This is a genomic window from Ponticoccus litoralis, assembly GCF_039769985.1.
Lineage (GTDB): Bacteria > Pseudomonadota > Alphaproteobacteria > Rhodobacterales > Rhodobacteraceae > Ponticoccus > Ponticoccus litoralis.
Window position 1 is genome coordinate 1,303,239 of record NZ_JBDNCH010000002.1, and the last position, 13,003, is coordinate 1,316,241.

11 protein-coding genes and 3 pseudogenes are annotated in these 13,003 nt (G+C 68.9%); 5 read left to right on the forward strand and 9 right to left on the reverse strand.

Annotated elements, in window-relative coordinates; translation table 11 throughout:
- Positions 1–47: 47 nt before the first annotated feature.
- Positions 48–503 carry a GFA family protein gene (locus ABFB10_RS07485; protein ID WP_347166036.1) on the forward strand — a complete coding sequence of 152 codons (456 nt, stop codon included), beginning with the start codon at positions 48–50 and terminating at the stop codon, positions 501–503.
- A 221-nt stretch (positions 504–724) separates the two neighbouring features.
- On the opposite strand, the gene serA is transcribed toward ABFB10_RS07485, so the two are convergent.
- From serA to paaI, 5 genes and pseudogenes are all read right to left on the reverse strand, one after another.
- On the reverse strand, positions 725–2,320 hold the full coding sequence (gene serA / locus ABFB10_RS07490; protein ID WP_347166037.1) for a phosphoglycerate dehydrogenase: 1,596 nt from the start codon (positions 2,318–2,320) through the stop codon (positions 725–727).
- Between the two features lie 94 nt (positions 2,321–2,414).
- Positions 2,415–3,560: a phosphoserine transaminase gene (locus ABFB10_RS07495; protein WP_347166038.1), complete on the reverse strand. Its 1,146-nt coding sequence runs from the start codon at positions 3,558–3,560 to the stop codon at positions 2,415–2,417.
- Positions 3,561–3,881: 321 nt separating this feature from the next.
- Positions 3,882–5,187, reverse strand: a pseudogene (gene paaK / locus ABFB10_RS07500) (phenylacetate--CoA ligase PaaK).
- A 31-nt stretch (positions 5,188–5,218) separates the two neighbouring features.
- The gene (gene pcaF, locus ABFB10_RS07505; protein ID WP_347166039.1) at positions 5,219–6,403 is read right to left on the reverse strand and encodes a 3-oxoadipyl-CoA thiolase; all 1,185 of its coding nucleotides are present in this window, start codon (positions 6,401–6,403) and stop codon (positions 5,219–5,221) included.
- Positions 6,396–6,839 (reverse strand): hydroxyphenylacetyl-CoA thioesterase PaaI, encoded by a 444-nt coding sequence (paaI, locus tag ABFB10_RS07510; protein ID WP_347166040.1) that lies wholly within the window; start codon positions 6,837–6,839, stop codon positions 6,396–6,398. The genes pcaF and paaI overlap by 8 nt, the downstream gene beginning before the upstream one ends.
- 104 nt (positions 6,840–6,943) lie before the next feature.
- On the opposite strand from paaI, the pseudogene ABFB10_RS24030 reads away from it, so the two are divergent.
- The 3 genes and pseudogenes from ABFB10_RS24030 to ABFB10_RS07520 form a co-directional block, all read left to right on the forward strand.
- Positions 6,944–7,189: pseudogene (locus ABFB10_RS24030) on the forward strand (PaaX family transcriptional regulator C-terminal domain-containing protein); the annotation flags it as partial.
- Between the two features lie 148 nt (positions 7,190–7,337).
- Entirely contained in the window at positions 7,338–7,730 is a 393-nt protein-coding gene (locus ABFB10_RS07515) for a PaaX family transcriptional regulator C-terminal domain-containing protein (RefSeq protein WP_347166041.1), read from the forward strand.
- Positions 7,731–7,769: 39 nt separating this feature from the next.
- A complete protein-coding gene (locus ABFB10_RS07520) occupies positions 7,770–8,114 on the forward strand; it encodes a DUF2794 domain-containing protein (protein WP_347166042.1) in 345 nt (114 codons plus the stop codon).
- Positions 8,115–8,240: 126 nt separating this feature from the next.
- On the opposite strand, the gene speB is transcribed toward ABFB10_RS07520, so the two are convergent.
- From speB to ABFB10_RS07540, 4 genes and pseudogenes are all read right to left on the reverse strand, one after another.
- The gene (gene speB / locus ABFB10_RS07525) at positions 8,241–9,197 is read right to left on the reverse strand and encodes an agmatinase (RefSeq protein WP_347166043.1); all 957 of its coding nucleotides are present in this window, start codon (positions 9,195–9,197) and stop codon (positions 8,241–8,243) included.
- Between the two features lie 340 nt (positions 9,198–9,537).
- Positions 9,538–10,398, reverse strand: coding sequence for a C40 family peptidase (locus ABFB10_RS07530; RefSeq protein ID WP_347166044.1), 861 nt, complete (start codon positions 10,396–10,398; stop codon positions 9,538–9,540).
- A pseudogene (locus tag ABFB10_RS07535) lies at positions 10,395–11,775 on the reverse strand (leucyl aminopeptidase family protein). Before ABFB10_RS07535 ends, ABFB10_RS07530 begins: the two are co-directional and overlap by 4 nt.
- Before the next feature lie 28 nt (positions 11,776–11,803).
- Complete coding sequence (locus ABFB10_RS07540; protein ID WP_347166045.1) at positions 11,804–12,172, reverse strand: hypothetical protein; 369 nt, start codon at positions 12,170–12,172, stop codon at positions 11,804–11,806.
- Positions 12,173–12,358: 186 nt separating this feature from the next.
- Between ABFB10_RS07540 and ABFB10_RS07545 the strand changes: the two genes are divergently transcribed.
- Complete coding sequence (locus ABFB10_RS07545; protein ID WP_347166046.1) at positions 12,359–13,000, forward strand: carbonic anhydrase; 642 nt, start codon at positions 12,359–12,361, stop codon at positions 12,998–13,000.
- Positions 13,001–13,003: the final 3 nt, after the last annotated feature.

Consider the following 13,003-nt stretch of genomic DNA (forward strand, 5'->3'; position numbering starts at 1 on the left):
CGATGGGGCCGCTATGCTGCGCCCGAAGCCGACTGAGGAGACCCTTGATGCCGAAACCCGACCTGCCGATGGAAGGAAGCTGCCGTTGTGGCGCGACCCGCATCCGCATCACCGCGCCGCCCCTGATGACCGCCGCCTGCCACTGCCGGGGCTGCCAGAAGATGGCGGCGAGCGCCTTTTCCCTGACCGCCATGGTCCCGACCGAGGGCTTCGAGGTCATCGCCGGAGAACCCGTGCGGGGCGGCGCGGCAGGCGACCAGCTGAGCCACATGTGCTGCCCGGACTGCATGACCTGGATGTTCACGCGGATCACCGGGCTGGACATGTTCCTGAACGTCCGGCCCACGATGCTGGACGACCCCTCGTGGTTCACCCCCTTCATAGAGACGATGACGGCGGAGAAGCTGCCCCGGGCACAAACACCCGCGCGGCACAGCTTCGAGGGGTTTCCCCCGATGGAGGCCCTGGAGACGCTCATGGCAGAATTTGCCGCCGAAGCCTGAAAGGGCCTGGCAAGACCGCCGGTCGCGGATTGCGACGGGGGTGGACAAGGCGGGGGCAGAGGGGGCTCTGCCCCCGTCCCTGCGGGCCTCCCCCGAGGGTATTTACAGGACCAAAGAAGCCGGGCGGGAGTCCTGCCCTTCTCTGGTCTTCCAAATACCTTCCCCGGTTGCGGGCTGCGCAGGTCCCGCGGAGGGCGCCCGGCGGGCGCCCCTTGCATGGGTCAGCGGACGTCGAATTCCAGCGTCTTGACCTGCTGGAACAGGCCCGTGGCCTTGAGCGCCTCGACGGCATCGGCGGGCGCCGGTTCGTCGATGTAGAGCAGCGCGATGGCCTCGGCCTTGGCGCTGCGGCGGCCAAGGGTGAAGTTCGCGATGTTCACGCCATGGGTCCCCATGGTCTGCCCGAGGGCGCCGATGATGCCGGGGACGTCCTCGTTGGTGGTGTAGATCATGTGGCGGTCGACCTCGGCGTCGATGTTGATGCCCTTGATCTGGATGAAGCGCGGCTTGCCGTCGCTGAAGACGGTGCCCGCGATCGACCGCTCGCGCTTTTCGGTGGTTACGGTGACCTTGATGTAGCCTTCGAAGATGCCCGACTGCGCCTGGTTGGTGGTGGCGATCTGGATGCCGCGTTCCTTGGCGATCAGCGGCGCCGAGACCATGTTCACGTCCGGGTTTACCGAGGTCATGATGCCCGCGATCAGCGAACAGTTCAGCGCCTCGAGGTTCATCTCGGCGGCGTAGCCGTCATAGAGGATGTTGATCGCCTTGATCGGTTCATCGGTCATCTGGCCGATGAAGTTGCCGAGGTGCCCGGCAAGGTCGATCCACGGCCCCATGACCTTCGCCTCTTCGGCGGTGACCGAGGGCATGTTCAGCGCGTTCTGCACGGCACCGGTCAGCAGGTAGTCGGCCATCTGCTCGGCCACCTGCAGGGCGACATTCTCCTGCGCCTCGGTGGTCGAGGCGCCGAGGTGCGGCGTGCAGACCACGTTGGGCAGGTTGAACAGCACGTTTTCCTTCGCCGGCTCCTCGGCGAAGACGTCGAAGGCGGCGCCGGCGACATGGCCAGACTTCAGCAGCTCGGCCAGCGCCTCTTCGTCCACCAGTCCGCCGCGGGCGCAGTTGATGATGCGCACGCCCTTCTTCGTCTTAGCGAGGTTCTCCTTCGACAGGATATTGCGGGTCTGATCGGTCAGCGGCACGTGCAGGGTGATGAAATCGGCGCGCTTGAGCAGCGTGTCGAGGTCGACCTTCTCGACCTGCATCCGCTCGGCCTTCTCGTCCGAGAGGAAGGGATCGTAGGCCACGACCTTCATCTTGAGGCCCCGGGCCCGGTCGCAGACGATGCCGCCGATATTGCCCGCGCCGATCACGCCCAGCGTCTTGCCGGTCAGCTCGACACCCATGAACTTGGACTTCTCCCACTTGCCCGCATGGGTCGAGGCAGAGGCCTCGGGGATCTGGCGGGCGACGGCGAACATCATCGCGATGGCGTGTTCGGCGGTGGTGATCATGTTGCCGAAGGGCGTGTTCATGACGATCACGCCTTTCTTCGAGGCCGCTTCCTTGTCGACGTTGTCGGTGCCGATGCCGGCGCGGCCCACGACCTTCAGCTTGTCCGCATGTTCCAGCAGCGAGGGGGTGACCTTGGTGGCCGAGCGGATGGCGAGGCCGTCGTACTGGCCGATGATCTCGGCCAGCTTGTCCTTGTCCTTGCCCAGTTCGGGCATGAAATCGACGTCGATGCCGCGATCGCGGAAGATCTGCACGGCGGCGTCGGAGAGCTTGTCGGAGATGAGTACCTTGGGAGCCATGGGTCGGGTCCTTTACGGAAGATATGGGGGGAGAGGCCGGATCCTTTCAAAGGATCCGGCACGATTTCTTTGCAAGAAATCGAGGTCGCGCGGGTTACGCCTGTTCCTCGATACAGGCCTCGAAGGCCCAGGTCAGCCAGGGTGTCAGGGCCTCGACATCCGAGGATTCGACCGTGGCGCCGCACCAGATGCGCAGGCCCGCCGGGGCGTCGCGGTAGGCACCCACGTCCAGCGCCACGTTGTGGTCCGCAAGCTTCTTCGCAACCGCCTTGGCGAAAGCCGCGCCGTCCTTGATGCGCTCGTCGGTGAACTTCAGGCAGACCGAGGTGTTCGAGCGCGTCGCCGGGTCGGTGGCGAGGTTGGCGATCCAGTCGTTGCGGTCGCAGAAGTCCCAGAGCACGCGGGCATTGGTGTCGGCCCGGTTCATCAGCTTCGGCAGGCCGCCGATCTCGCGGGCCCAGTCCAGCGCGACGAGGTAATCCTCGACCGCCAGCATCGACGGCGTGTTGATGGTCTCGCCGACGAAGATGCCCTCGATCAGCTTGCCGCCCTTGGTCATGCGGAAGATCTTCGGCAGCGGCCATGCGGGCGTGTAGCTTTCCAGCCGCGCGACGGCGCGGGGGCTGAGGACGATCATGCCATGTGCGGCCTCGCCGCCCATGACCTTCTGCCAGGAGAAGGTGGTCACATCCAGCTTGTCCCGGGGCAGGTCCTGCGCGAAGGCGGCGCTGGTGGCGTCGCAGATGGTCAGGCCCTGACGCGCTGCCGGGATGGCCTCGCCGTTCGGCAGGCGCACGCCCGAGGTGGTGCCGTTCCATGTGAAGACGACGTCGGTGTCGAAGTCGATCTCGGCGAAGTCGACGATCTCGCCGTAGTCGGCGGTCTTGACCTCTGCGTCGATCTTGAGCTGCTTGACCACATCGGTGACCCAGCCCGCGCCGAAGCTTTCCCAGGCCACCATGGTGGCCTTGCGTTCGCCCAGCAGCGACCACATGGCCATTTCCACGGCGCCGGTGTCGGATGCGGGCACGATGCCGATGCGGTAGTCGGCGGGGATGTTCAGGATCTCGCGGGTGCCCTCGATGGCGGCCTTGAGCTTGTCCTTGCCCACGGCGGCACGGTGCGACCGGCCCAGCGCGGCGTCAGACAGCTTGTCGAGCGAGAATGTGGGGATCTTGGCACAGGGGCCGGAGGAAAAACGCGGGTTTGCCGGCCGGTGAGCCGGGTGTTTCGTCGTCATATCTGCTAACCTTCCAGATAGATGCCTCTCGTTGGGGAGAGGTGTCCCAAGTGCGCAAATACGGCAGGGCGCGCGTTCCGGCAAGTCGGATTCGCGGGTGGATCGGTCGGAAACGGCGTTTTGTCGGGACGCCCTGGCGCCGATCGGAAACCTGCATGCCCCGTTGGGATGGCGCGGCGCGGAACGGGAGCCCCGCCGACCGGGCGCCCCGGGGCTGGCCGGGTTCGGGGTATTTGGACCAAGAAGAAGACAGGGGCGCGCGTGCGGTCACGGGACGGTGGGCGGGGCGATGTCCGAAGGACGAGCGGCGGCCCGCCGGGCTCAGGTCTTCGGGCGGTTGTCGAGGATGCGCACCGCCTTGCCCTGGCTGCGCTGGACGCCGCCCGGGTCGGCGACAGAGACGCGCACCGTCACGCCGACCACCTGCTTGATCCGCGTGGACAGGTCCCGCGCGGCGGCTTCTCGGGCGGCGGCGGTTTCGGGCAGGCATTCGCAGAGCACCGTCATCTCGTCCCTGTGGCCCACGCGGTTCAGTTCCAGCTGGAAATGCGGCGCCAGGGCCGCGACCGTCATCAGTTGTTCCTCGATCTGGGTCGGGAAGACATTCACCCCGCGCAGGATGATCATATCGTCGGACCGGCCCGTGACCTTTTCCATCCGGCGCATCGACCGCGCCGTGCCGGGCAAGAGCCGCGTCAGGTCGCGGGTGCGGTAGCGGACGATCGGGAAGGCCTCTTTCGTCAGCGAGGTAAAAACCAGCTCGCCCAGTTCGCCATCCGGCAGCACCGCGCCCGTTTCCGGGTCGATGACCTCGGGGTAGAAGTGGTCTTCCCAGATGTGCAGCCCGTCCTTGGTCTCGACGCATTCATTGGCGACGCCCGGCCCCATGACCTCGGAGAGGCCGTAGATGTCCACGGCGTGCATGTCGAAGGCCTCTTCGATCTCGCGCCGCATGGCATTGGTCCGAGGGCTCGGCGCCGAAGATGCCCACCTGCAGCGGCGACCTGCGCGGGTCCAGCCCCTGCGCCGCGTATTCGTCGATGATCGACAGCGCGTAGGAGGGCGTGACGGTGATGCCCTTGGCGCCGAAGTCCTCGATCAGCCGCACCTGCCGCTGGGTCATCCCGCCGGAGATCGGCACGGTCGACAGCCCCAGCCTGTCGGCGCCCAGGTGGATGCCCAGCCCGCCGGTGAACAGCCCGTACCCATAGGCGTTGTGCAGGATATCACCGGGGCGCATCCCGCTTGCCCGCAAGGACCGCGCCACCACGGTGGCCCAGGTGTCGAGGTCGCGTTCGGTATAGCCGACCACGGTCGGCTGCCCGGTGGTGCCCGAGGAGGCATGGATGCGTTTCACCTGTTCGCGCGGCACGGCGAACATGCCGAAGGGGTAGTTGGCGCGCAGGTCCGACTTCACCGTGAAGGGAAATTTCGCAAGGTCTTCGAGGCTGCGCAGGTCGTCCGGATGCACGCCCGCCGCGTCGAAGCTGGCCCTGTAGTGCGGCACGTTCTCGTAGGCGTGGCGCAGCGACCATGTCATGCGGTCCAGTTGCAGGGCCGCGATCTGGTCGCGCGAGGCGATCTCGATGGGGTCGAGGCTGTCGCGCTCCGGTGTCAGATCCTTCATGGCGTCCTCCCTGCCCTCCCTCAAAACGCGCTCAGAGGCGTTCCATGACCAGCGCGATCCCCTGCCCCACGCCGATACACATGGTGCAAAGCGCGTAACGCCCGCCCCCGGCCAGCGAATGCGCCGCCGTCAGGGCGAGGCGGGCGCCGGACATGCCCAGCGGGTGACCCAGCGCGATGGCGCCGCCATTGGGGTTCACGTGACCCGCGTCGTCCGGAAGGCCGAGGTGGCGCGTCACGGCAAGAGCCTGCGCCGCGAAGGCCTCGTTCAGCTCGATCACGTCCATCTCGGCGATGCCCAGCCCAAGGCGGGCCAGCAGCTTGTCCGTCGCGGGCGCGGGACCGAAGCCCATGATGCGCGGCGCCACCCCTGCCGTCGCGGCCCCGATCAGCCGCGCCATGGGGGTCAGCCCGTGCTTTTCCGCCGCTTGCGGAGAGGCGACGATCAGCGCGCAGGCCCCGTCGTTGACGCCCGAGGCATTGCCCGCCGTCACGCTGCCGCCCTCGCGGAAGGGTGTCGGCAGGCTGGCGAGCCTGTCGAGGGTCGTGGCGCGCGGGTGTTCGTCGGTGTCGACCACCCGCGCATCCCCCCTGCGCTGCGGGATCGTGACCGGGGTGATTTCCCGCGCCATACGCCCCGAGGCGATGGCGGCGGCGGCGCGTTCCTGCGAGCGCAGCGCAAAGGCATCCTGATCGGCGCGGGAAATGCCGAAGTCGGCGGCGAGGTTCTCGGCGGTCTCGGGCATCGAATCGACGCCGAACTGCGCCTTCATCTGCCGGTTGACGAAGCGCCAGCCGATGGTGGTGTCGAAGACCTCGTTGGCGCGGGTGAAGGCCTGCGTCGCCTTGGGCATGACGAAGGGCGCGCGCGACATGGATTCGACGCCGCCCGCCACGATCACCTCGGCCTCGCCGCATTTCACCTGCCGCATGGCCATGGCCAGCGCGTCGAGGCCGGAGCCGCAAAGCCGGTTCACCGTGACGCCCGGCACCTCTTCGCCCAGCCCGGCCAGCAGCGCCGACATGCGGGCGACGTTGCGGTTGTCCTCGCCCGCCTGGTTGGCGCATCCCATGATGACCTCGTCGACCTTCAGGCCTGCGGGGACCACGGCGCGCATCACGCCCGCCAGCAGGTCATCGGGGCGGACGCCGGAAAGCGCGCCGCCGTAGCGCCCGATGGGGGTGCGGGTGCCCGCACAAAGCCATGCCTCACGCATCGCCGGTCTCCTCTTCGTCGAAATGCCGGCCCGTCACCTGCCGCGAGAGGCCCCGCATCAGGGCCACGGTGCGCCCGTCCTCGCCGGTCACGCGCACGTCGTAGATGCCCGAACGCCCCTGCCGCGCCTGCTCTTCGCAGGTGGCGGTCAGGCGCTCGCCGTCCCGGCCCGGGGACAGGAAGGTGATCTGGTTCTCCTGCGCCACCGTCAGGGCGTTGTAGCTGTTGCAGGCAAAGGCGAAGGCGCTGTCGGCGAGGGTGAAGATGAAGCCGCCGTGACAGATGCCATGCCCGTTCAGGTGGTGGGGCCGGACCGTCATCGTCAGCGTGGCGCGACCGGGCGCGATGGCCTCGATCACCATGCCCATGCCCCGGCTTGCGACGTCCTGCGCCCACATCGCCCGGGCCGAGCGGCTTGCGCGCTCTTCCGGTGTCATGCCCTATCCTCCCTGCCCGTGACGATGCCTAAAACCGACCGGTCGGTCAAGGAATAACAGAGGGCAGGCTTGCGCCGCAGCGGAAAGCGCGTCTAATCAGGGGTATGGACCGCTTGTCGCCCCTGATCGAAAGCCTGAACGCGGATGGTCGCCCGCGGGTCTGGTCCATCGTGATCACGATTTTCGGGGACTGCGTGCAGCATCGCGGCGGGCATGTGGCAACGCAGCGGCTGAGCCGCCTGCTGGGGCGCATCGGCATCGAGACCGGCGCCCTGCGGACCGCGCTCTCGCGGCTGTCCTCGGACGGCTGGGTGCAGAGCACGCGCAGCGGGCGCACCAGCAGCTACAGCCTGACCCCGCGCGGGCTGGAAGACTTCGGCCCCGCCACCGCGCGGATCTATGCCGCGCCCGGGGGCCGGGCCGGGGAATGGGTCTTCGACACCCGCGAGCCGCCGCGCGGGCTGCGCGTGGCCGGCGGATGGCTGCGGTACGGGGCCGGTGGCCAACACCGCGCAGGGGTTTCGGCTGACCGGCCGGCTGGCGCCCGAAAGCGCGCGAGAGATCTGGCAGGCACTGGAGCCGGGGCACCGCGCGGCGCTGGAACGCCTGGGCAAGGACCTGACGGCGCTGCAGGGGTTTGCAGGCCCCCCGCTGGACTGCGCTGCGGCCCGTGTCCTGCTGATCCACCGGTGGCGGCGGCTGATCCTGCTCTGGCCCGAGGTGCCGCCCGGCGTGCTGCCCGAGGATATCCCGGCGGGCGATCTGCACAGCGCCGTCGCCGCTGCCTATGCCCGCCTGACCCCCGATGCCGAGGCCTGGCTGGACAGCGGCGACGCCGATATGCCCGCCCTGCCCGCCCCGGCCCCCGGGTCTCGCACCCGGTTCGCCTGACCTCTTGATTTGCCTCTGAAAGAGCGCAACTCTGGTGGCATGAACAGCCTGACGCCCTTCCCCGGTCGCGGCGCGCCCCCAGACGAGGTGGTCGCCTTTCAGCGCAACGAGCTCAACGTGATCCTGTCGCTGTACGGGCGCATGGTGGCCGCCGGAGAGTGGCGCGACTACGGCATCTCGTCGCTGCGCGAGGTTGCGGTCTTCTCGGTCTTCCGGCGGACCGCCGAGACGCCGCTTTACCGGATCGAGAAACGGCCCAAGCTGCGCGGGCGGCAGGGGCAATATGCGGTTTTCGGCATGGACGGGCAGGCGCTGAAACGCGGGTCCGACCTGCGCACGGTCCTTCGGGTGCTGGAGCGCAAGCTGATCCGCGCGGTGGAGTAGCCGGAAACTTTCAAAGTTTCCGGATCGGAATTTTTGGAAAATTCCGGGCGCGGGCCGCGGGCGGGCGCCTTTGCGTCTTTGGTCCCGGGGCTGGCCCGCCGGGCACCCGGTGCCCGGGAGAGGCGCTTATTGCGCCAGCATCGCGCAGAGCAGTTCGAACATCACCGACACGCCGAGGAAGGCAGTGCCGCCGCTGGCGTCGAAGGGCGGCGAGACCTCGACCAGGTCCGCGCCGACGATATCCAGCCCCGCCAGTTCGCGGCAGACCTGCAGCGCCTGAAAGCTGTTCGGTCCGCCGACCTCGGGTGTGCCGGTGCCGGGCGCGAAGGCCGGGTCGACGAAGTCGATGTCGTAACTGACATAGCAGGGCCGGGTGCCCACGACCTCTCGGGCCTCCTGCATGACCTCGGGGATGCCGCGCTCGAAAAGCTCTTCGATGGTCACGATCCGGATGCCGTTGGCCCCGGCGAAGTCGCGGTCCTCGGTGTCGTACATGGTGCCGCGGATGCCGATCTGGATCACCCGCTTCGGATCCAGAAACCCCTCTTCCACCGCGCGGCGGAAGGGGGTGCCATGGGTGTAGAGCGTGCCGCCGAAGTAGGATTTGAAGAGGTCCGTATGGCTGTCGAAGTGGATCATGCCAAGCGGGCCCGGTTTGGCCAGCGCGCGCAGGACCGGGAGCGAGGTCAGGTGGTCGCCACCCGCCGTCAGCGGACGGATGCCCTTGGCCACCAGCCCGTCGTAGAAGGCGGTGATGCGGGTCATCGTGTCGGCGATATCCGCCGGGTTCGGGCCGACATCGCCGAGGTCGGCACAATGCGCCGCCTCGAAGGGGCGCATTCCGGTGGTCGCGTGCTGGGCGCGGATCATGGTCGAGGCATCGCGCAGCTGCCGCGGCCCATGGCGCGGACCGGGGCGGTTCGTCGTCCCGCTGTCCCAGGGCACGCCGACGAGGCCGATCTCGACCTCCGCGAAGCGCGGGTGATCCGGCGTGACCTGCGGCAGGCGCATAAAGGTCGGCACCCCGGCGAAGCGCGGCAGGTCGAAGCCCGAAACCGGGTGGAAGAAAGGATCGGAGGGCATGGCGGCTCCTTGCTGGCTCTGGGCGGAGCGTGGCAGGTCGCGGGCGGCGGCTCAAGGGCGCGGTTGAAGCTCGACGTCCGGGTCGTCGCGCGGCGGGCGGCGTCGGAGGGGGCTCTGCCCCCGCCCCTGCGGGGCGCCCCCGCGGTATTTGCGGGACCAGAGAAGCGGGGGGAGGATGGAGAGACAGGCGCGGCCTGGCCGGGGCGATGGACCGGAGGCGGCCTGCGGCCCGTGCCACGCAGACGGCGCGGCGTGGCGGGCGGTCGGCCCGCCTGCGGAGGGCTGCGGTCTCTGCGGGGGGCAGGCAGGCATCTGTGGCAGGTGACCTAGCCCTTGCCGCTCAGGTCAGGCGGGCGTGGCGGGTGACGGGGCCGTCGCCCTGTGCGGCGATGCGCCGGAGGGCTTCCGCGATTGGCTCGGAGGCCACGGCCATGTGGAAGGCATTGGCGTGCAGGAGGGTGTCGCGATCCGCGACCCAGGCGACGTGGCCTTTCCAGAACATCAGGTCGCCGCGTTGCGGCGGCGTGCCGGGAGGCAGGGTGTCGCCCAGCCCCTTCTCCTGCAGGTCGCTGTCGCCGGGGCACGGGATGCCGCAGGCCGGGAGCGCGGCCTGAACCAGCCCCGAGCAGTCGATGCCGAAGGCCGAGTTGCCGCCCCAGAGGTAGGGTGTATGGATCAGGCGTTCCGCGACCCGGACCGGCTCTGTCTCGGGGCTGTCCAGCGGCGCCAGATGGCCGGAGGGCACGAAGAGATCGCGCGGAGCCGCGCCGCGCGACCACGCGATCCGGGACCAGCCCTCCGCCGTCTCCAGAACCGGCAGCCGCATACCGAGCGACAGCGGCGTGACGCTGCCGAATGCCTTGAGACCGGGCGTCGACTTGCCGTAGCTGCGGGCGACCTTGACGCGGTGCGTGGGCGCCTCGGGCGGCGCACCGGTCAGGTCGGCGGCGGCGATCCAGCCGCAGTAGCCGTCCTTCTCGGCGTAGCCGAAGACCATCTGGTCGCGTGCCTCCAGCGTCAGAAAGGTCTCGCCCCTCAGAAGCTGGCGCTCGCGCGGGCCATCGGGCGCGGCGCGCAGGTCGGAGAGGGGTGCCACCACGCGATGCGCTTCCGGCTTTGCGAAGCGCTCCGCCGCGACGGTGCCTTTCAGATGCAGCGCCGCGACGCGCCCGTTGAACGGCGTCAGGCGGCGGTCCGTCACAGGCCCAGAACCTCTGGCAGCGCCGCGAGGATGGCGCGCGGGCCCTGCATCAGGCCGCCCTTGGCGCGGCCCGGGGCGGCCGTGGGTTGCCGAGGAATAGATGTCGAAATGGGCGTAGCGCGCCGCCTGCCCGGTGAAGCGCCGCAGGAAGAGCGCGGCGGTGATCGAGCCGCCGAAGCCGCCGGAGGGTGCGTTGTCGAGGTCGGCGATGCCGGGTTCGATCATCGCCTCGTAGGGTTCGTGAAAAGGCATGCGCCAGACCGGGTCCGCCTGCGGCCCCGAGGCGGCGGTCAGCGCGGCGTTGAAGTCTTCGGCGTCGGTGTAGAAGGGCGCGAGGTCCGGGCCGACGGCGACACGCGCCGCGCCGGTCAGCGTGGCCATCGAGATCATCAGCTCGGGCGCCTCTTCGTCGCCCAGGGCCAGCGCATCGGCCAGAACCAGCCGACCCTCGGCATCGGTGTTGTTGATCTCGACCGTCAGCCCCTTGCGCGAGGTCAGGATGTCGCCGGGGCGGAAGCTGTTGCCCGCGACGCTGTTTTCCACCGCCGGGATCAGCAGGCGCAGGCGCACCTTCAGCCCCAGCGCCATGATCGCCCGGGCGAGGCCGATGGTATTGGCGGCGCCGCCCATGTCCTTCTTCATCAGCCCCATGGACGACCCCGGCTTCAGGTTCAGCCCGCCGGTGTCGAAGCACACGCCCTTGCCGACCAGCGTCAGGCGCGGGCCTTCGTCGCCCCAGCGCAGGTCGATCAGGCGCGGCGCCTGCGCAGCGGCGCGGCCCACCGCGTGGATCATCGGGAAACCGCTTTCCAGCGCCGCGCCCGTGGTCACCTCGATGGCGGCGTCGAACTCGGACGCGAGGGCGCGCACCGCCTGTTCCAGCGCTTCGGGGCCCATGTCGGCGGCGGGGGTGTTGACCAGATCGCGGGTCAGGCATTCGCTGGCCGCCAGCACTTCGAGCCGGGCGGCATCCACGCCCTCGGGGGCGACGAGCTGCTGTTCCTGCGGCGCATTCGCGCGGTAGCGGTCGAAGCGGTAGGACGAGAGCAGCCAGCCCAGCGCCTCTGTCGGCGCGGCGCTGTCAGGCAGGCCCGCAAGCCGGTAGGACCCCGGCGCCAGAGACGGAATGGCCCCGGCCAGAGGGAAGCGCAGCCGCGCGCGGGCCGAGGCGGTGCCGTAGCCCGCAACCGCGCCCGCGGGCCTGCCACCCGCGCCCGGCAGCATCAGCGCCTGCCCCGGGGCGCCCTTGAAGCCGCTTGCCTCGACCCGGGCGCGGGCCTGCGCGTCCTGCCCGTCAAGCCAGCCGGACAGGGCGTCGGCCTCGATCACATGCAGGGTCAGGGTTGCGGCATCGGGTTCGGCGAAACGGGGGGTCATGGCGGCTCCTGTCTGGTTGGCGCGCAGCCTATCCCCGCCGCCGACAGCCGCAAGGGGTCACAGAGAAAAGGCGCTGATGTCCCAGAGTTCGGTCAATGAGCGTTCGCCGGTGCGGGCCAGCCGCGCCAGTGGTCGCCGCCTCTGCCACGCGGTCGCCGTATACGATGCAGGCCATGACGTCATGCGCGACCCGACTGAGCGTGGACAGGCCGATCTGGTCGGCGATGGCTGCCAGCGCCTTCAGGCCCTTGTGCATATCCTCGCGCGGGCCGGCGTCGGCCTGCTGCTCAATGATGCAGAGCCGCAGGGCCAGTTCCTCCATCGCGCGGCAGACCACGTCCTCGGCGGCATTCGGGCCAAGATCGCAGCACAGCGTTTCGATCTGCGCAGTATTCATGGCCGGTCTTTCGACCGGCGCGATGAAGGTTACCTCTGTCACAACGCACCCCATTCATGGCCCCCACGGCAGGCGCACCTTGCAGGGGCGGCCTTGTCAAAAGGTTAGCCGCCAAGATGGTTTTCGCTCGAATTTCCCGCGAATCCTGCGTAATTCAAGGCGAACATGACATGACTGGAGCAAGCCATGGAGTTCGTCCGCCCCCTGCCCACCTTCCTCGTCCAGCGTTTTCAGGGCTGGAAAGCAACGGCCTACGCCGAGAACAGCGCCTGGTATCGGCGCCTCGCGACCGAAGGGCAGCGGCCCCGCGCCATGATCATCGCCTGTTGCGATTCGCGGGTTCACGTCACGTCGATCTTCGGCGCCGATCAGGGCGAATTCTTCATCCACCGCAATATCGCGAACCTCGTGCCGCCCTATGAGCCCGACGGCAACCAGCACGGCACCTCGGCGGCGGTGGAATACGCGGTCACCGCGCTGAAGGTCGCGCATATCGTGGTGGTCGGCCATTCGCGCTGCGGCGGTGTGCAGGGCTGTCTGGACATGTGCGAAGGCCGCGCGCCCGAGCTGGAGGACCAGACCTCTTTCGTCGGGCGCTGGATGGATATCCTGCGGCCCGGCTACGAGGCGATCAAGGACGCCGAGAACAAGCCCGAAGCCTTCGAGAAGGAAGCCATCCGCACCTCGCTACGCAACCTGATGACCTTCCCCTTCGTCGAAAAGGCCGTGGCCGCGCGGCAGCTGTCGCTGCACGGTGTCTGGAACGAGATCGCCGAGGGCGGGCTGGAACATCTGGACCCCGCCACCGACGAATTCGCCGCGATCTGACGG

Excerpts from the sequence above, each read along its gene's own strand:
- ABFB10_RS07540 (WP_347166045.1), bottom strand. The coding sequence starts at position 12,172 with ATGAATACTGCGCAGATCGAAACGCTGTGCTGCGATCTTGGCCCGAAT.
- ABFB10_RS07495 (WP_347166038.1), bottom strand. The coding sequence starts at position 3,560 with ATGACGACGAAACACCCGGCTCACCGGCCGGCAAACCCGCGTTTTTCC.
- ABFB10_RS07545 (WP_347166046.1), top strand. The coding sequence starts at position 12,359 with ATGGAGTTCGTCCGCCCCCTGCCCACCTTCCTCGTCCAGCGTTTTCAG.
- pcaF (WP_347166039.1), bottom strand. The coding sequence starts at position 6,403 with ATGCGTGAGGCATGGCTTTGTGCGGGCACCCGCACCCCCATCGGGCGC.
- ABFB10_RS07485 (WP_347166036.1), top strand. The coding sequence starts at position 48 with ATGCCGAAACCCGACCTGCCGATGGAAGGAAGCTGCCGTTGTGGCGCG.
- paaI (WP_347166040.1), bottom strand. The coding sequence starts at position 6,839 with ATGACACCGGAAGAGCGCGCAAGCCGCTCGGCCCGGGCGATGTGGGCG.
- speB (WP_347166043.1), bottom strand. The coding sequence starts at position 9,197 with ATGCCCTCCGATCCTTTCTTCCACCCGGTTTCGGGCTTCGACCTGCCG.
- ABFB10_RS07520 (WP_347166042.1), top strand. The coding sequence starts at position 7,770 with ATGAACAGCCTGACGCCCTTCCCCGGTCGCGGCGCGCCCCCAGACGAG.
- serA (WP_347166037.1), bottom strand. The coding sequence starts at position 2,320 with ATGGCTCCCAAGGTACTCATCTCCGACAAGCTCTCCGACGCCGCCGTG.